Source organism: Methylophaga thiooxydans DMS010 (genome assembly GCF_000156355.1).
Taxonomy (GTDB): domain Bacteria; phylum Pseudomonadota; class Gammaproteobacteria; order Nitrosococcales; family Methylophagaceae; genus Methylophaga; species Methylophaga thiooxydans.
Map to the genome: position 1 here is coordinate 126,572 of NZ_GG657899.1, position 18,557 is coordinate 145,128.

Sequence of the window (18,557 nt, forward strand, 5' to 3'; positions counted from 1 at the left end):
CAATTATTTTCTTGAATAATCTCAATACCTTGCACTTTTCTTGTGCTTATATACTACTTTTTACTAATATCAATAGCTTATCGAATTGTCTATTTTGAGACGGTGCAAATATTTTGTATTTTACTTACAAAATTGCATGGATTTAGTGCGAATTCGTTGAAGTTGACCTAAGAGTCTGCACCAAAAAATAGCAAACTATTGTTTTGACTCTATTTATTGCTTTCTTTGCGCTTCACAACAAAACTAAGCCATGCTAATTTTTGTCTGTTTAACTATAACAAAAGCCAACGATGGCATAATTTAAGAGAGAGACATTTCATGAGTGGGCAGCAAATCAGCGCTCAGAAGCTGGGCAAAGAACTTAAGCTACCTCGGGCAGTAGGCAAAGGCAGACAGGTTGATCCTAAAGCCTTGTCTGAAGTGCAAGCATTGTTGGGTGATGAATCTCGACAAAAAGATCTGCTCATCGAGCATCTGCATAAAATCCAAGATTTTTATCACTACATTTCTGCGCCTCACTTAGTGGCATTGGCACATGAGATGAAGCTTTCAAGAGCCGAAGTCTATGAAGTGGCCACCTTTTATCATCACTTTGATGTCATTAAAGAAGATCAGACGCCACCGCCGCCTCTGACTGTACGTGTGTGTGACTCAATGACCTGTGAGATGTTGGGGGCGGAAGAGCTTATCCATTCATTGGAGCAGGGTTTAGGCCAAGATGTTCGAGTCCAGCGTGTTCCGTGTATTGGCCGCTGTGACAAAGCGCCGGTTGCTGTTGTCGGTATGAATCCAGTAGAACATGCCGATGCGGCGCAAGTCATCGAGTTTGTCGACAAAAAACAAGTACAGCCTGAAAAAATTGACCCCATTTTGTTTGAAAGCTATATCGAACAGGGCGGTTACAACACCTACCGTTTGTGCATGGAAGGCCAGTTTGAGGTAGAGAAAGTACTTGATGTGATGGATGACTCAGGCCTACGTGGCTTGGGGGGCGCCGGCTTCCCGGTTGGTCGCAAATGGCGGATTGTACGAGACCAACCCGCTCCTAAATTAATGGCCGTGAATATTGATGAGGGCGAGCCGGGCACATTCAAAGATAAATATTATCTGGATCGTGATCCACATTGCTTCCTTGAGGGGACATTGATCGCTGCTTGGGCTGTCGGTATTGAAGAGGTGTATATCTACCTGCGTGATGAATACGCAGCCATTCGTGAAATGCTCGAAGTCGAAATGGCCAAGTTACAAGCCAATCCTCCTGTTGCCAATATGCCCAAGTTACATTTACGCCGAGGTGCAGGTGCGTATATTTGCGGCGAAGAATCGGCGATGATTGAGTCGATTGAAGGTAAGCGCGGTATGCCTCGTTTACGTCCACCATTTGTTGCTCAGGTTGGTTTATTTGGCAGACCAACACTTGAACATAATATGGAGTCTTTATACTGGGTTCGTGACATCCTGGAAAAAGGAGCGAGTTGTATGACCGACCATGGTCGCCATGGTCGAACCGGTTTGCGTTCATTCTCCGTCAGTGGGCGAGTTAATAAGCCGGGCGTTCACCTTGCGCCTGCTGGTATTACCATGCGTGAATTGATTGATGAGTACTGTGACGGGATGCTCGATGGCCATGAGTTTTATGGTTACTTCCCTGGTGGTGCTTCGGGTGGTATTTTGCCGGCATCCATGGGGGATATTCCGCTCGACTTCGATACCTTAAACGACCATGGCTGTTTTATTGGTTCTGCAGCCGTTGTTGTGTTCTCAGATAAAGACCAAGCTCGTGAGCTTGCCGTTAATGCGATGAAGTTTTTTGAAGATGAATCGTGCGGGCAATGTACACCATGTCGAGTAGGCACAGCGAAAGCGGTGAATTTAATGCAAGAAAAACAGTGGGATCAAGATTTACTCGAAGAATTGTCACAAGTCATGGTCGATGCCTCGATTTGCGGCCTTGGACAAGCGGCACCTAACCCGCTGCGTTGTGTGATTAAGTATTTCCCCGAGGAGTTGAAATAATGGCTATCAACCCTAATATCGAAAATGAATTGGTCTCGTTTAATCTAAATGGCGAAGCGGTGTTTGCTGAAGAAGGGGAAACCATTCTGCAGGCAGCACAGCGTCATGGTGTTGAAATTCCTCACTTGTGTTATTCCGAGCGTCAAGGTCAGGACGGAAACTGTCGTGCCTGTATGGTCGAAATTGACGGCGAACGTGTATTAGCGCCTTCCTGCTGTCGTTATCCGTCAGAAGGCATGAAGGTTGACTCGCAAAGTCAGCGAGCCCTGCATTCTCAGAAATTAGTGCTGGAAATGCTCAAATCAGATGTCTCTGAGCAACCGCATACGCTGAATTCTGAATTGGATTATTGGGCTGGTAAGCTCGAGATCAGCACTCCTCGCTTTAAACCACGTAAACAAGCACCAGCCGATCTGTCGCATCCCGGTATTGCCGTTAACATGGATGCTTGTATCCAATGTACTCGCTGCGTGCGCGCTTGCCGTGATGAGCAAAATAACGATGTGATTGGTCTTGCCATGCGCGGCAATCACACAGAGATTGTGTTTGATCTTGATGACCCAATGGGTGAAAGCAGTTGTGTAGCCTGTGGTGAGTGCGTCGAAGCATGCCCGACTGGTGCATTGATGCCAGCCAATGATGTGGCGATGGTCGAACCGGATAAAAAAGTCGACTCAGTGTGCCCGTATTGCGGGGTTGGCTGCCAGCTGACATACAACATTAAAGATAACAAAATTTTGTATGTTGAGGGACGTGACGGGCCGGCAAACCATGGTCGTTTATGTGTTAAAGGCCGCTATGGTTTCGATTATGTACATCACCCGCACCGTTTGACGAAGCCCTTAATCCGTCGCGACGATGCTCCCAAAACGCCTGACTTTTCGATGGATCCTAACGATATCGATAAAGTATTCCGCGAAGCGACATGGGAAGAAGCATTAGCGCTTGCCGCGAAAGGCTTTGTCGATATTCGTGATTCAGCGGGTCCTAATGCACTGGCGGGTTTTGGTAGTGCTAAGGGGAGTAATGAAGAAGCGTATTTATTCCAGAAATTAGTACGCGTTGGATTTAATACCAATAATGTCGATCACTGTACACGTTTGTGCCACGCCTCATCGGTAGTCGCCTTACTCGAATGTTTAGGTTCTGGTGCTGTTTCAAACCCGGTTTCGGATGTTGATCAAGCAGAAGTTATCGTCTTAATTGGTGCTAACCCAACAGTGAATCATCCGGTGGGTGCAACATGGATGAAGAATGCGATCCGTAACGGTACTAAACTGATTCTGATGGATCCGCGTGGTACTGAGCTGTCGCAGCAAGCGACACATCATTTGCAGTTCAAGCCGGGTTCAGACGTGCCAATGCTGAATGCGATTATGCACGTCATTGTTGAAGAAGGATTGGTCGATAAAGACTTCATCGCCGATCGAACTTCTGGCTTTGATGAAATGAAACGGCATCTACAGAAGTACACGCCTGAGCTGATGGAACCGGTATGTGGTATTCCTGCTGAAACATTACGTGAAGTGGCGCGACTTTATGCCACATCGAAAGGCTCGATGATTTTATGGGGTATGGGTGTTTCTCAACATATCCATGGAACCGATAATGCCCGTTGTTTGATTTCACTGGCGTTAATGACCGGTCAAATCGGTCGTCCTGGTACGGGGTTGCATCCTCTGCGTGGCCAAAATAATGTTCAAGGTGCTTCGGATATGGGGCTTATCCCCATGTGTTTGCCTGATTATTACAAGGTAGATGATGATGAAGCACGTGGTCATATGGAAGCGTTGTGGGGCGGCAAGATAGATTCGAAAGCCGGTTTGACTGTGGTCGAAATCATGGATGCGATTCATGCGGGTAATTTGCATGGTTTGTACATCATGGGTGAGAACCCTGCAATGTCGGATCCTGATGCCAATCATGCGCGTCAGGCGATGTCAGAACTCAAGCATATGGTCGTTCAGGATATTTTCTTGACTGAAACTGCCTATCTGGCTGATGTGGTATTACCAGCTTCGGGGTTCCCAGAGAAGACCGGTACGTTCACGAATACGGATCGACTTGTCCAATTGGGGCGTCAGGCGATTGACCCGCCGGGTGATGCACGCCAAGATCTGTGGATTATTCAAGAATTGGCTAAACGTTTGGGGCTAGACTGGAATTATCAGGGGCCTGCTGATGTATTTGCAGAAATTCGTAAAGCGGTGCCATCCATGGGCGGCATAACGTGGGATCGATTGGAAGCAGAGCACAGTGTGGTTTACCCCTGTGAGCAAGAAGGTGATCCGGGTGAAGACGTGATTTTCACGCAGGATTTCCCGACAGCGAGCGGAAGAGGGTTATTTGTACCTGCGGACATTGTGGCACCGGATGAGCGGCCTGACGATGACTATCCATTCGTGTTGATTACCGGCCGCATGCTGGAGCATTGGCACACCGGTTCAATGACACGACGTTCTAATGTGTTGGATGCGTTAGAGCCTGAAGCTGTGGCAACAATTAATCCGATCACCATGGACGAGATGGGAGTGAAACCAGGCGAATTGATTACCCTGTCAACACGTCGCGGCAGTGTTTCAGTATTGGCTCGTGCTGATATTGGCGTGCCGACTGGTGCTGTCTTTATGGCGTTCTGTTATTACGAAGCAGCGGTAAATAAATTGTCTAACCCAGCGTTGGATCCGGCGGCGAAAATTCCGGAGTTCAAGTATTGCGCAGTTAACGTCACTCCCGGCGGTGAACCAATGCAGTTCTATAGCTATGGTGGTGGTCAGTCAAAAAACCAGCTCGTATAACAGCTAAAAAAGAAAAAGGCATCTCCGGATGCCTTTTTTTATGACTGTTTTCACACATTCTTGCTAAGATATGGGCGCGTATTTAAAAGCAAAAAAGCAGGCTAGCTAACTCTGATGAAAATCCTGATAAGTAATGACGATGGTTATATGGCACAGGGCATTCGTACCCTTGCCGATGCACTAAAAACGTTTGGCGATATTACAGTGGTGGCGCCAGACAGAAACCGCAGCGGCGCCAGTAATTCATTGACCTTAGAAAATCCGCTTCGTCTTGATAAACAAGAAGATGGTGTTTACCGCGTAGAAGGCACGCCAACAGATTGTGTGCATTTAGCCATCACCGGCTTGCTTGATGAGGAACCAGATATGGTTGTTTCAGGCATCAATGCAGGTGCTAATTTGGGCGATGATGTGCTCTATTCTGGTACCGTTGCTGCGGCAATGGAAGGGCGCTTTCTTGGTTTACCCGCCATTGCGATTTCCTTAGCCTCACACACCGGTACACATTATAAAACGGCTGCTTGGGTTGCCCAAAAGCTGGTCGCAAGATTGAAAGATTCCGCCTTACCCGCAGATACGATTTTGAATGTGAATGTGCCCGATTTGCCTATTGATCAGATCACAGGTATTGAAAGTACTCGTCTGGGGCATCGTCATAAAGCCGAACCGGTGATTAAAGAGTTCGATCCACGTGGCCGTCCAATGTATTGGATTGGGCCTGCTGGGAGTGAAGAAGATGCCGGTCCGGGGACTGACTTTGACGCCATTCGTCGCGGTGCGGTATCAGTCACGCCATTACAAATTGATCTGACTCGTTATGATGCTATCGATGGGGTGGCCGCTTGGCTAAAAGATCATTGATATGAATACCGATCTTCGTGGCATAGGCATGACCTCGCAGCGAACACGTGATCGTTTGGTCGCGCGTTTGCAGGAACGTGGCATTGAAAGTCAGGATGTACTGACCGTTATTCGCGAAATGCCGCGACATTTGTTTGTGGATGAAGCACTAGCCAGTCGCGCTTATGAAGATACTGCTTTACCCATTGGGCATGGTCAGACGATTTCACAGCCTTATATCGTTGCTAAGATGACAGAAATATTGCTGGAAGGTGGCCCACGAGAAAAAGTCATGGAAGTGGGAACCGGTTCCGGCTATCAGACGGCTGTGTTGTCTAAACTGGTAGACAGAGTCTTCAGTGTCGAGCGTATTTCACCATTGCAGAATCAAGCACGTGAACGGTTTTATCAGCTGAAATTAAATAATATCCGACTCAAGCACAGCGATGGCAATTGGGGCTGGGAATGGTATGCACCTTATGATGGGATTATCGTCACCTGTGCCCCCGAACAAGTGCCTCAGGAGTTATTGCGTCAGCTTGCACCGGGTGGTCGATTAGTGATTCCAGTCGGAGGTAGTGCGGGGCAATCGTTACGAGTTATCGATCGCGTGGGTGATACGTTTGAAGAAACAGAACTCGATCCGGTGAGCTTTGTACCGTTGTTAAGCGGTCAGATCTGATGCGGCTTTTTTCTGGCTTGTATGTCCAAACAATGCGTTGGGCAAGACATCGATATGCCAGCTACTGGTTAGCATTGGTGAGTTTTACCGAGTCATCGTGTTTTTTGATTCCACCAGATGTCATGCTGGCACCGATGACCTTGGCGAAACCCGAACGTGCATGGTTTTATGCCAGTCTGACCACGATCACATCCGTTTTAGGTGGCTTACTTGGCTACGCAATTGGTTTATTTGCCTTTCACATGGCGCAACCTTGGTTGATGTCGCTTGGCTATATGCCAGCCTATGAGCAGGCAGCAATGTGGTTTGAGCAGTGGGGATTTTGGGCAGTTTTGATTGCAGGCTTCACGCCTATTCCCTATAAAATTTTTACTATTGCCGCCGGGGCTGCCAATATGCTTTTATTACCTTTTGTGGTGGGCTCTTTGATTGGACGCGGAATGCGTTTTTTCTTGGTGGCAGGGTTGATGCGTTTAGGTGGGCCAAGATTGGAAGCAAGTTTGCATCAATGGATTGATCGTATTGGCTGGTTGACAGTATTGATTTTGGTGACGGGCTATTTGATATTTAAATAACATATGAAATGGATTCTGCTGTTACTGCTGATTACAACCCTGACCGCCTGCGGTGGTGGCGGTAGAGCTGTAGCACCAGTTGGATCCTATGATAGCTCTAAACGGAAAATATCGACGCCACCAAATTTTTACACCGTTCAACGAGGTGACACGCTTTATTCCATCAGCTGGCGTTATGGTATGGATTACAAAGATGTCGCACGTATCAATAGCATCCGTTCGCCTTACACCATCTATGTCGGGCAAAGGTTACGTTTTAAAGCCAATAACAGCACACGAAAGCAAACCTCCACACGCAATCCAACCCAACCGACTTATACGAAACCGCCTGCGCCTGTTCCGAAACCGAAGTCACAAGTAGCAACTAAGCCAACGACAGCTAAAAGCGCGTCAGCCCCATCACCAATTTCAAGCGCACAGCCATTTACGGGGAGTCAGAATTTACAATGGCGATGGCCAACCGAAGGTAATATCGTGTCGACCTACTCTAATAGCAGTCCGGGTCGTAAAGGCATTGATATCGCGGGAAGAGCAGGTCAGCAGATTAATGCCGCGGCTTCGGGCAAGGTGGTTTACAGTGGTAGCGGCCTGCCGAGATATGGCAACTTATTGATCATTAAACATAATGACGTTTATCTGAGTGCGTATGCACACAGTGATAAATTGCTGGTGAAAGAAGGCGAAATTGTCACAGCGGGACAGAAAATAGCGTTGATGGGCCGTACGGGGACACAACGAGATCAATTGCACTTTGAAATTCGCCGCAATGGCAAGCCGATTGATCCGATGCGTTTCCTGCCTAAGCGCTAAGCCAGACAAACAATACTCTGATTAAATCAGCTACAATATAACGTTTTGCCGGGCATCGATCCGGGAAGTTTAACTACAGATTCAGAGGTTACCCTTGGAACTAGGCGCAACAATGCAACGTATTAAAGACCTTCGCGATCGCAGTGACGATCTCAGGGGGTATCTTTGACTACGATGACAAAGCGGAACAATTAGTCGAAGTAACACGCGAGTTGGAGTCTCCCAGCGTCTGGGATGATCCGGATCGTGCTCAAAAGCTGGGACAAGAACGCGCCAGTCTGGAAAAGATTGTCACGACCTTATCCAGTCACCGCGATACGCTGGAAGATGCCAAAGACTTACTTGAGCTAGCTGTAGAAGAAAACGATCAAGAAACATTTGATGCTATTACGGCCGATCTTGATGAGCTTGAAAAAGGGTTGGAAAAGCTTGAGTTCCAACGTATGTTTTCTGGCAAGCTGGATAAAAACTCTGCTTATATCGATATTCAATCAGGGTCGGGCGGTACAGAAGCGCAGGACTGGGCAAATATCTTGCTGCGTATGTACCTGCGTTGGGGAGAGTCTCAAGACTACAAAGTTGAGCTGATGGAAGTTTCAGCCGGTGAGGTGGCAGGCATCAAGAGTGCGACGATTCGAATGGAAGGTGAATATGCCTTTGGTATGTTGCGAACAGAAACCGGTGTACATCGGTTGGTACGTAAATCACCCTTTGACTCAGGTGCCAGACGCCATACCTCATTTGCTTCAATCTTTGTTTATCCAGAAGTTGACGACACCATTGAAATTGATATTAATCCGGCTGATTTAAGGGTTGATACATACCGTGCCAGTGGGGCTGGTGGTCAGCATGTTAATACCACTGACTCAGCGATTCGTATTACACACGAACCAACTAATATTGTGGTGCAGTGTCAAAACGAGCGGTCGCAGCACAAAAATAAAGATCAGGCGATGAACCAGTTACGCGCTAAGTTGTACGAACTGGAATTGCAAAAACAAAACGAAGTCAAACAGGCCGCAGAAGAATCGAAATCTGACATTGGCTGGGGCAGTCAGATCCGCTCTTATGTACTCGACCAATCACGTATTAAAGATCTGCGTACCGGGGTTGAAACAGGTAATACTCAAGCCGTGCTCGATGGGGATTTAGATCAATTTATCGAAGCTTCGCTGAAATCAGGACTATAAGCTGGAAACATCAATGACTAACGAAACCGAACTGGACGAAAACAGACTGATCGCACAACGCCGCGAAAAACTCACCGAGTTACGTGAGCAAGGCAATGCATTCCCTAACGATTTCCGTCGTAACGTGATGAACGCCGAGTTGACAGCTGAATATGAACACACTTCCGCTGACGATCTCAAAGCATCAACGCGTCGAGTGAAAATTGCTGGACGCTTGATGACCAAGCGAGTGATGGGTAAAGCGAGCTTTGCCAATCTGCGAGATATGTCTGGTGATATGCAGCTCTATGTTAAACGTGATGATTTGCCGGAAGGTGTTTATGCGCAATTCAAGCGTTGGGACATGGGCGATATTATTGCGGCAGAAGGGGTTATGTTCCGTACCCAGAAAGGTGAATTATCGGTATTGGTGGATGATATTCGCCTGCTGACGAAATCATTGCGTCCATTGCCTGAAAAATTCCATGGCTTGTCGGATCAGGAAACACGTTATCGCCAACGTTATGTTGATCTCATCATGAACGAAGCCAGTCGTGAGACATTCCGTCTGCGTACTAAAATCATTGATGGCGTGCGTCGCTTTTTGATGGATAAGGGTTATTTGGAAGTGGAAACGCCGATGATGCAAGCGATTCCAGGTGGTGCCACAGCGCGACCATTCACGACCTATCACAACTCACTGGATATGGACTTATTTCTGCGTATCGCGCCGGAACTGTATCTAAAACGTCTGATTGTGGGTGGTTTCGAGCGTGTATTCGAAATTAACCGTAACTTCCGCAATGAGGGCTTATCAACACGTCATAACCCAGAGTTCACGATGGTTGAGTTTTATCAGGCCTATGCTGATCATCATGAACTCATGGATCTGACAGAAGCAATGTTGCGCACCGTGACGCAAGATGTGCTCGGCACATCCAAAGTACATTACCAAGGGCTGGATATCGATTTTGCACAACCCTTTACTCGGATGACGGTGACAGAATCGATTTTGCACTTTAACCCGGATATCAAAGCAGAACAGCTCAATACACTGGAAGCAGCTCGCGAGATTGCTGCAAGCCTCGAAATTCCAGTAAAAGATAGCTACGGATTGGGTAAAGTCCAAATCGAAATCTTTGAGAAAACCGTTGAACATCGTTTGATGGATCCAACCTTTATTACGGCGTATCCAACTGAAGTTTCACCGTTGGCTCGCCGCTCAGATAACGATCCATTTGTGACCGACCGTTTTGAATTTTTTGTTGGTGGACGTGAAATCGCCAATGGTTTCTCAGAGCTTAATGATGCAGAAGATCAAGCGGAACGCTTCCAAGCTCAGGTTGAAGAAAAAGACGCCGGTGATGACGAAGCCATGCACTATGATGCTGATTACATCCGTGCCCTAGAATATGGCATGCCGCCAACAGCAGGTGAAGGTATTGGTATTGATCGTTTAGTTATGCTGTTAACTGATTCACCATCGATTCGGGATGTGTTGTTGTTCCCGCATATGAGACCAGAATAAGTTTATAGAAAAGCTTGAAAAGATTGGCAGGAACGTATTCTTGCCAATCTCTTATCTCTTTTTAATTCAGTCTTTCTCAAAGAGAGAGTTAGTCAAGGATGACGAATGGCGGTGAGAAGAAAAGGAAAAATAAAGACTTGGAATGAAGGGAAAGGCTACGGCTTTATCATCCCTGAGTCTGGTGGAAAGGATATCTTTCTTCATATTAAGTCGGTTCAGAGTAGAGGCCGAGTACCTAAGCTCGGTGAGACTATCGCCTACACGCTGTCTAAAGATAAGCAAAACCGACTATGTGCTATCGACGCTACTTATGATGGTGAGAAACTAAAAAGCAAAAAGAAGCAGCGAAGTGGTTTTCTCGCAATCCTCATTTCATCACTATTTCTCATCGGTCTTGGCGTTTATGTGTTGGCCGGTGAGTTACCTGTATCAATCCTTTTCTTATACCTGTCACTGAGCTTCATCACTTTGCTTACTTATCTGAAAGATAAGTCAGCCGCCAAAAATGGTGATTGGCGAACGCCTGAGAGTACCTTGCACTTATTAGCATTGCTTGGAGGCTGGCCGGGTGCACTATCTGCACAAGCGATCTTTCGGCACAAATCCAAGAAGACAGGTTTCCGAGTCGTTTTTTTTGTAACGGTTATCGTAAACTTAGTGATGTTGGCGTGGATATCAACACCAGACGGATTATTGGTGCTAAATGAGTTTATAAACTTCCAATTCTAAGCTGCCTTTATTTTGGGCATGCAAAATAAATGAACGCCTAGCGGCAGCTAAGAATCTAACGTGTCGACAGTAATATTCAATCAGCCTTGCCTAAAAGCTTAAGATGCAGGACATTCCCCAACCCGTTTGGACACAAAGTTCATCTTCATCACCATAAGACCCAGCGGCGTATTCATCTCCCCATCCATTTCGCCATTCATATGCTCACCATGAAAAGCGGCATTGCCCTTAAATAGGGTTTTGATGCCTTGCATATTGCAACTCAAGGCAAAGTCAGAGCTATCCCGAAATACATCTGCTTTCAGTACTGCGCACTGCTCTGGAATATCCAACATATCAATACCTTTGTTGATCTGCTGTTGGGTCAGACATTCTTTATTATTGGCGGTTTTGGGTGTCAGCTTCATAGGGCCATCAAGCGTGGTCGTAGTGGTGTATGACCATAGCCCAGGCTTCAGATTAGGTGTTTCAGCTAAAACAGGTGTTACAGCCATCAAACTGCTAAGCAGAAGGCTGAATAAAAAAGTAAGTCGAGGCACGGCGGGGTCTCCTGAGCGAATGCTTGAATATGCATCATTATGGCACATAGTGCCTATTTGCTTGGACACTCTGTAGTGATTGTTCTAGGGCGCGGTTTGGATGCGAATAGAGCGCCAGTAATAACGCGACCAGTAAACATTATCCATTCTGGAGATGGTGACCCCAAGCCGCGTTGATGCGTGTAAGAAGCGATCATCTTCGAGATAAATACCCACATGACGCCCATTGCGAAAGAATACAAGATCACCAGCTTGTAGATCAGAACGACCTACTTTTTCCCCGATGCGAATCTGCTGGTTGGTTGTGCGAGGAAGCTTGGTATTGAATACATCATCAAACGTTGTTTGCACAAATGCAGAGCAATCGATACCGGAACGACTATTACCACCTAAGCGGTAGGGTGTTCCTTGCCAAGTAGCATGTTGTTGATACAGTTTTTCTAAGGCTTGCGTCTCAGACAATCTAGATAATGTATGGTGTTGGGTTGTCTCAAATTCAGGCGATGTACTGATTTTAGGGCTTGTCTGACAACCAGCTACAAACATAATGGCAGACAACATCAACAGCCACGATGGCATGCGATGGTTCAGTAAATGTAGATGGCGTATGACGTTCATTGCTTATCTTGGGGCGTTTTATAAACTGTTTAGAATAGTATTCACATTACAACGTTCCCAAACAAAAGAATACGGGCTTGGTCACAGATGAGCGAGAGTGAGTCACAAAATACATGTTTAAAAGAAAGGGGACTGACAAGCCGTCCCCTTGTTGCTTACATATTGAACAGTGCCAAGGCTTCTTGGTATTCCTCGCTGTCTTCATCCAGTTCTTCAATACTAAAGCCAGTATCGGCACCCACTTTTTTAAATGAGATGATATTGTTGAGTGTGACCGGATCTACCGCCTTATCAGTACCGTTGTAACTTTGTAATACCGCTACTTGGACAACATCGACCAAATCGGCAGGCACATCTGATGTATTACGATTGAGGTTTTTGTGTTCAGCAGCAACTTCAATAAGCTCAGGTGAGAATTCCCATTTTTTGAGAATGGTCGCGCCCAGTTTGGGATAGAGATTGTCAATAATTTGATCCAGTTTGCGGTCGTCTCTGATAAGATCACCATCTTCGTCTGCTTTCATTAAGATCGGCAAGATGCCGATGGCATGAATAAGACCAGCCAACATCGCTTCATCGGTTTTGATGCCGGATATTTTACTGGCAAGCACCTGTGAGGTAGCTGCGACTTTGGTGGTGTGTTCCCAGAGTTCACGTAGGCGTTTATCAAGACGACTGGTGGTCGCTTGGAACATTTGCTCCATCACCAGACTGGTAACCAAATTTCGAACCATTGAAAGTCCGAGGCGAGATACAGCCATTTGTATGCTCTCAATCGGAACACGACCTCGATAAAGTGGGCTATTAGCTACTTTTAGAAGTCGTGCAGAGAGTGCAGCGTCAGTCACAATTATATCGGCAAGTTGTGCTGCTGTGGCATTAGGATCGTCGACAACTTCACGGACTTGCAAGGCAACTTCGGGAAGCGTGGGCAAGACAAGTGCGCCACTTTCTAGATCGTCAAGGATGTTGTTGTAAAATATGTCTTGTTCGCTCATGTAGATCGCTTCTTGTAAATGAATTTGATGTGTTGATGAATTTCAGTTATTTTGCTTTGTTTGCCGACAGTTTTAGCTTATCGCAGGTATTCAGTTGAACGACGAGTTTCCTAGAATTAAACGTCTTCCGCCATATGTTTTCAACATTGTAAATGATTTGAAAGCAAAAGCACGTGCGCGGGGTGAGGATATTATCGACTTTGGAATGGGTAATCCGGACAAACCCGCGCCCGCCCATATTGTAGACAAACTGGTCGAAGCCGCACAACGTCCCGATACACATCGGTACTCGGTATCAAAGGGGATTCCGCGCTTACGTAAAGCCTGCAGTGACTGGTACAAACGTAAGTTTGATGTCGAACTGGATCCGGATAGCGAATGCATTGTTACTATCGGTTCCAAAGAAGGCTTAGCGCATTTGGCGCTCGCGACAGTAGGACCAGGTGACGCGGTACTTGTCCCCAATCCTGCTTATCCAATTCATCCGTATGGCTTTGTTATAGCGGGTGCCGATATTCGTCATGTGCCGCTGACGCCCGATGTTGATTTCTTTGCGGAACTGGAAAAGTCAGTTAAAGATTCGTGGCCAAAACCGAAAATGCTGGTGTTGAATTTCCCCGGCAACCCAACTACACAATGCGTGGATATTGAGTTTTTTGAGCGCATTGTTGCTTTTGCCAAAGAGCATCAAATTTGGGTGGTACACGATCTGGCATACGGTGAAATTTGTTTTGATGATTATAAGGCTCCCTCGATTTTGCAAGTACCCGGTGCAAAAGAAGTCGCTGTTGAGTTTTATACCTTATCTAAGACTTATAATATGCCCGGCTGGCGGGTTGGCTTTATGTCGGGGAATCCGACCTTAGTTGCTGCCCTGGCACGCATGAAGTCGTATCTTGACTATGGCATGTTTACACCGATTCAGGTGGCGGCTATCACCGCGCTTGATGGGCCTCAGGAGTGCGTCGAGGAAATCGTCGCTACCTATAAAAGCCGTCGTGATGTGTTATGTGAAGGATTGAACGCGATTGGCTGGGCTGTTGAAAAACCTAAAGCGACTATGTTTGTCTGGGCCAAGATCCCAGAGAAATATCGTGAATTGGGTTCACTGGAATTTAGTAAAAAATTACTCAAGGAAGCGAAAGTTGCTGTGTCACCGGGGATTGGTTTTGGTGAATACGGTGATGAGTATGTTCGCTTTGGCTTGATTGAAAATGAACATCGTACACGTCAGGCGATCCGCGGGATCCGTGACATGATGAGAAAACCTTAGGGGGCAGAGTGCAATCAGTAAAAATCGGAATTTTGGGTCTGGGTACAGTTGGTAGTGGTACCGTCAATGTATTGACTCGGAACTCGAGAGAAATCAGTCGTCGTGCCGGCCGTGATATTGAAATTTCACGGGCAGCGGATCGCGATCTGGATAATCCTAAAAACTGTGATACCTCTGCCATTGAGCTGAGTGAAGATGCATTCGAGATCATTAACGATCCCGACATTCAAATCGTTGTTGAGTTAATTGGTGGCACGGGTGTCGCCAAAGATTTAGTGATGCAAGCGATTGAAAATGGCAAACATGTGGTGACAGCCAACAAAGCGTTGATTGCGATGCATGGTAATGAGCTGTTTGAGCTGGCTCAGCAAAAAGGCGTGACGATTGCGTTTGAAGCGGCTGTTGCTGGTGGTATTCCTATTATCAAAGCGATGCGTGAAGGCTTGGCAGGAAATCGCATTGAATGGCTGGCAGGCATCATCAATGGTACTGGCAACTTTATTTTGACCGAGATGCGCGAAAAAGGCCGTGATTTTGCTGATGTATTAGCTGAAGCTCAGGCTTTAGGTTATGCCGAAGCCGATCCGACCTTTGATATTGAAGGTATTGATGCTGCGCACAAACTGACCATCATGGCTTCTATCGCATTTGGTATCCCGTTGCAGTTTTATAAATGCTACACCGAAGGCATCAGCAAGATTTCGCAAGAAGATGTTCAGAATGCTGCTGAACTCGGTTATCGCATTAAACATTTGGGGATTGCCAAGAAAACTGCATCAGGCGTAGAGCTACGTGTTCATCCAACGTTGATTCCACAACGTCGTCTCATCGCTAATGTGAACGGTGTGATGAACGCTGTTGTCGTAAAAGGTGATGCGGTAGGCCCGACTTTGTACTATGGCGCTGGGGCAGGCTCTGAAGCGACAGCATCGGCTGTGGTGGCGGATATCGTTGATATCGTACGTGCCTTGACGACCGATCCGGAAAATCGAGTACCCCATTTGGCATTCCAGCCTGACGCATTGAAAGATACTCCGATTCTGTCAATGTCAGAGGTGGTGACGTCTTATTACCTGCGCATTCATACTCTCGATAAGCCGGGCGTGTTGGCCGATATTACCCGCATTCTCAGCGAGCAGGGCATTAATATTGAAGCCATCTTGCAAAAACAACCTGAAGAACATGAAGGCATGGTGCCTATCATCATGCTGACGCAAGCTGTGGTCGAGAAGAATATGGATCAGGCTATAGCGCAAATTGAAGCATTGGATACGGTACCGGATTCTATTATGCGAATTCGCATGGAATCACTGGGCGGCTAAAGCCCAATACAGAATTTATATTAGAGGAAACGCATTATGTCATTTCGACCCCGTTACACTGGACTGATTGAACGCTATCGCGATCGTTTGCCGGTCAATGACGATACCCGCCTGATCAGTCTTGGTGAAGGCAACACTCCCCTGATCAAGCTCAACCATATTTCCAAAGAGTTGGGTAAGGATGTCGATATTTATGTCAAATACGAAGGCCTGAATCCAACTGGTTCTTTTAAAGACCGTGGCATGACCATGGCGGTGACAAAAGCGGTTGAAGAAGGTAGTAAAGCTATTATTTGTGCTTCTACCGGTAATACTTCTGCTGCGGCGGCCGCCTACGCTGCACGTGCTGGCATTGCTGCATTTGTGTTGATTCCTGATGGCAAAATTGCCCAAGGTAAGTTAGCGCAAGCTATGATGCATGGCGCAACGGTTATCCAAATCAAAGGTAACTTTGACCAGGGTATGCAATTGGTGAAAGACGTGGCAGAACATGCGCCCGTTACCATTGTTAACTCAATCAACCCATACCGTCTGCAGGGTCAGAAAACAGCTGCATTTGAGATTGTTGAAGAACTGGGTCGTGCACCTGATTATCACTGCCTGCCAGTTGGTAATGCCGGTAATATCACGGCTCATTGGATTGGCTACTGTGAGTATTCCTGTGATTCAGGTGAGCATGTCACCGATGCCTGTGCATACTGCAATGGTAAGTGTAAATATGCTGGTGGTGCGATTGTAGGTAATCGTCCCAAGATGATTGGCTATCAGGCTGCCGGAAGTGCACCGTTTATGCGTGGTCATATGGTTGATGATCCGGAGACTGTGGCGACGGCGATTCGTATTGGCCACCCACAAAGCTGGGATAAAGCCTGGCAGGTGAAAGAAGAGTCTGGTGGTTGGTTTGATGAATGTTCTGATGAAGAAATTCTGGCTGCACAAAAGTTGCTGGCAGAAAAAGAAGGGGTGTTCTGTGAGCCGGCTTCTGCCACTTCTTTAGCGGGCGCATTACGTGATATTCAATCAGGTAAAATCCCTGAAGGCAGCACGATTGTTTGTACGCTGACAGGTCACGGGTTGAAAGATCCAGACACAGCGATTAAACAAAGCACTTCTTCGGTTGTCACCGTGAATGCGGAACTGGATGCGGTACGTGATGCGATTATGAATAACATGGCTAGCTAGATGAGCCTTGTACCCGAGCCGACTGAGCAGGAAACGATTGCGGCGAAACGACCGCATGATATTTTCCTGAGTAATCTGATTGGTAACCACATTCTGGTGTTTACCGCGATTGCGACATTCGGCCCGAGTTATATTCAGTACATGGTGCTGGTGCCGCTATTTTCCTTTGCGGCACTGGCATATACCTATTATCGTTCCGGTCAGGTAAAACGAGAAGACAGTGAGTTTGTTTGGGCACACTGGCAAGTTGCTCGCCGTTGGAGCAAATTCTTCTTTGTGATGTTGTTGCTATTAGTGACCGTGTCAACGCTGGGATGGTTGGGAAAAACCTATCTGGGCATGATGAAAGAAGCGGTATACGCGATGATTGGTGGCTTAGGTATTTTGCCGACACTGGTCAGTGTATTGGTGCTGATTGTGATTGAGTCCGATTCATTGCATCACGCACGTGTTGGCACCCTGCCTAAATGGGCGCTACGCCGCTTTCTCGGTATTGAAACCGAACCGACTCAAGACTGACTGAGTCTAGCTTCAATCTTATCTCGCCACTCCGTTGAGAGTGCGTGGATGACTAACGCTTTTTTTAGCGTTTCCTTTTTTTCTTCAATTAGCAGGTGTTTGTCGAAGTAGGCGCGGAATAAGGCGTGTACGGTGACGTTTTCGGGTTGTCTGAAGGTACGAGTGACCATATCGCCTGCTGCAACGGTACCGGTTTTAATGACCCGAAAGTAAATGCCAGTCGCAGCATTTTCCACAAATAAACGAGGCATCGTATCGAGTCCAAACGCCATTCCCAGTTTAAAGCAGGGTACACGTGGCTGTGTAATTTCTAAAATAGTTTGGCCAACCTGAATCTGATCGCCGATGCAAAGCTGTTTTTCATCAAGGCCATCAATGGTCAGATTCTCACCAAACTGACCAAAGGCTAAGTCATCAAGCGCTAATTTATGTTGCCAGAAAGGGTAGTGTTCACTGGCAAAAGCATACACGGCCTTATGTTCGCCGCCATGGTTTTCTAGATCAACTTGCTGATCACCGGCGAGGTTAACTTGATTAACAGCGATACGACCGCTGACAGGCTGTTTGAAGATGCCTGTCGCGATGTTTTTATCTTTGTATTGAACCTGTTTCGACAGGGAGATATTGACAGAGCGTACTTTCACTTAGCGATTGATGACAGAATGGATCACTTTGTCATATTCAAAAAAGACGTCAAACTCGCCATATTGCCACCGCGTGATGGGAGGCTCACCAACCGCTGGAAACTTCTGCGTTGGCTGACCGAATTTTTGTTCGACCACAGACATATTCATACCTTGCGTGGGACGAAGTACACCCGCCGTGCTGTTTGGCACGTCATAACGTGGGTCGGCAATTGAGATCACTTCTGCCTGAGCAGCAGTCATCGACAGCACTAACATTATTCCCGTAACTATCATGCTGATCTTCGGCATCGGTTTTCTCCTTGAATGATTATA

At 46.8% G+C, this 18,557-nt stretch carries 18 protein-coding genes; 13 read left to right on the top strand and 5 right to left on the bottom strand.

All coding sequences use genetic code 11. The annotated features are described in order from the left end of the window. The first annotated feature begins 318 nt into the window (after nucleotides 1-318). From MDMS009_RS09430 to MDMS009_RS09470, 9 genes are all read left to right on the top strand, one after another. Complete coding sequence (locus MDMS009_RS09430) at nucleotides 319-2,016, top strand: NAD(P)H-dependent oxidoreductase subunit E (RefSeq protein ID WP_008291301.1); 1,698 nt, start codon at nucleotides 319-321, stop codon at nucleotides 2,014-2,016. Further along, nucleotides 2,016-4,814 (top strand): formate dehydrogenase subunit alpha, encoded by a 2,799-nt coding sequence (gene fdhF / locus MDMS009_RS09435; RefSeq protein WP_008291763.1) that lies wholly within the window; start codon nucleotides 2,016-2,018, stop codon nucleotides 4,812-4,814. The genes MDMS009_RS09430 and fdhF overlap by 1 nt, the downstream gene beginning before the upstream one ends. A gap of 114 nt (nucleotides 4,815-4,928) precedes the next feature. After that, entirely contained in the window at nucleotides 4,929-5,675 is a 747-nt protein-coding gene (gene surE / locus MDMS009_RS09440) for a 5'/3'-nucleotidase SurE (RefSeq protein WP_008291233.1), read from the top strand. Nucleotide 5,676: 1 nt separating this feature from the next. Beyond that, complete coding sequence (locus tag MDMS009_RS09445) at nucleotides 5,677-6,336, top strand: protein-L-isoaspartate(D-aspartate) O-methyltransferase (RefSeq protein ID WP_008291679.1); 660 nt, start codon at nucleotides 5,677-5,679, stop codon at nucleotides 6,334-6,336. Continuing rightward, on the top strand, nucleotides 6,336-6,911 hold the full coding sequence (locus MDMS009_RS09450; protein ID WP_008291381.1) for a YqaA family protein: 576 nt from the start codon (nucleotides 6,336-6,338) through the stop codon (nucleotides 6,909-6,911). Before MDMS009_RS09445 ends, MDMS009_RS09450 begins: the two co-directional genes overlap by 1 nt. Nucleotides 6,912-6,914: 3 nt before the next feature. Beyond that, a complete protein-coding gene (locus tag MDMS009_RS09455) occupies nucleotides 6,915-7,721 on the top strand; it encodes a peptidoglycan DD-metalloendopeptidase family protein (RefSeq protein ID WP_008291223.1) in 807 nt (268 codons plus the stop codon). Nucleotides 7,722-7,833: 112 nt separating this feature from the next. Then, nucleotides 7,834-8,911, top strand: a protein-coding gene (prfB, locus tag MDMS009_RS09460; protein ID WP_154647011.1) for a peptide chain release factor 2 whose coding sequence is annotated in 2 segments (ribosomal slippage) — nucleotides 7,834-7,887 and nucleotides 7,889-8,911 — 1,077 coding nt in all. Because the reading frame shifts where the segments join, the coding sequence is not laid out codon by codon here. A 13-nt stretch (nucleotides 8,912-8,924) separates the two neighbouring features. After that, entirely contained in the window at nucleotides 8,925-10,418 is a 1,494-nt protein-coding gene (gene lysS / locus MDMS009_RS09465) for a lysine--tRNA ligase (RefSeq protein WP_008291477.1), read from the top strand. Between the two features lie 105 nt (nucleotides 10,419-10,523). Next, nucleotides 10,524-11,147, top strand: coding sequence for a DUF1294 domain-containing protein (locus MDMS009_RS09470; protein ID WP_008291329.1), 624 nt, complete (start codon nucleotides 10,524-10,526; stop codon nucleotides 11,145-11,147). A 98-nt stretch (nucleotides 11,148-11,245) separates the two neighbouring features. Here the strand turns inward: MDMS009_RS09470 and MDMS009_RS09475 are convergent, their stop codons facing one another. The 3 genes from MDMS009_RS09475 to MDMS009_RS09485 all read right to left on the bottom strand — a co-directional run bounded on the left by MDMS009_RS09475 (nucleotide 11,246) and on the right by MDMS009_RS09485 (nucleotide 13,302). Beyond that, nucleotides 11,246-11,686: a DUF3617 domain-containing protein gene (locus MDMS009_RS09475; RefSeq protein ID WP_237700511.1), complete on the bottom strand. Its 441-nt coding sequence runs from the start codon at nucleotides 11,684-11,686 to the stop codon at nucleotides 11,246-11,248. Between the two features lie 84 nt (nucleotides 11,687-11,770). Beyond that, nucleotides 11,771-12,304, bottom strand: coding sequence for an NlpC/P60 family protein (locus MDMS009_RS09480; protein WP_052298161.1), 534 nt, complete (start codon nucleotides 12,302-12,304; stop codon nucleotides 11,771-11,773). A gap of 155 nt (nucleotides 12,305-12,459) precedes the next feature. Continuing rightward, the gene (locus tag MDMS009_RS09485; protein WP_008291336.1) at nucleotides 12,460-13,302 is read right to left on the bottom strand and encodes an HDOD domain-containing protein; all 843 of its coding nucleotides are present in this window, start codon (nucleotides 13,300-13,302) and stop codon (nucleotides 12,460-12,462) included. Between the two features lie 94 nt (nucleotides 13,303-13,396). Between MDMS009_RS09485 and alaC the strand changes: the two genes are divergently transcribed. Genes alaC through MDMS009_RS09505 form a run of 4 tightly spaced genes read left to right on the top strand, consistent with a single transcriptional unit; the run spans nucleotide 13,397 to nucleotide 17,598 of the window. Further along, complete coding sequence (gene alaC / locus MDMS009_RS09490; RefSeq protein ID WP_081443616.1) at nucleotides 13,397-14,575, top strand: alanine transaminase; 1,179 nt, start codon at nucleotides 13,397-13,399, stop codon at nucleotides 14,573-14,575. 8 nt (nucleotides 14,576-14,583) lie between these two features. Further along, nucleotides 14,584-15,897 (top strand): homoserine dehydrogenase, encoded by a 1,314-nt coding sequence (locus tag MDMS009_RS09495; protein ID WP_008291607.1) that lies wholly within the window; start codon nucleotides 14,584-14,586, stop codon nucleotides 15,895-15,897. 36 nt (nucleotides 15,898-15,933) lie between these two features. Continuing rightward, nucleotides 15,934-17,079 carry a threonine synthase gene (gene thrC / locus MDMS009_RS09500; protein WP_008291705.1) on the top strand — a complete coding sequence of 382 codons (1,146 nt, stop codon included), beginning with the start codon at nucleotides 15,934-15,936 and terminating at the stop codon, nucleotides 17,077-17,079. Then, a complete protein-coding gene (locus MDMS009_RS09505; RefSeq protein WP_036312394.1) occupies nucleotides 17,080-17,598 on the top strand; it encodes a hypothetical protein in 519 nt (172 codons plus the stop codon). It abuts the gene before it with no gap. On the opposite strand, the gene MDMS009_RS09510 is transcribed toward MDMS009_RS09505, so the two are convergent. Then, nucleotides 17,589-18,242: an MOSC domain-containing protein gene (locus tag MDMS009_RS09510; protein ID WP_008291510.1), complete on the bottom strand. Its 654-nt coding sequence runs from the start codon at nucleotides 18,240-18,242 to the stop codon at nucleotides 17,589-17,591. The genes MDMS009_RS09505 and MDMS009_RS09510 overlap by 10 nt on opposite strands. Continuing rightward, a complete protein-coding gene (locus tag MDMS009_RS09515) occupies nucleotides 18,243-18,533 on the bottom strand; it encodes a hypothetical protein (protein WP_052093946.1) in 291 nt (96 codons plus the stop codon). Nucleotides 18,534-18,557 lie beyond the last annotated feature (24 nt).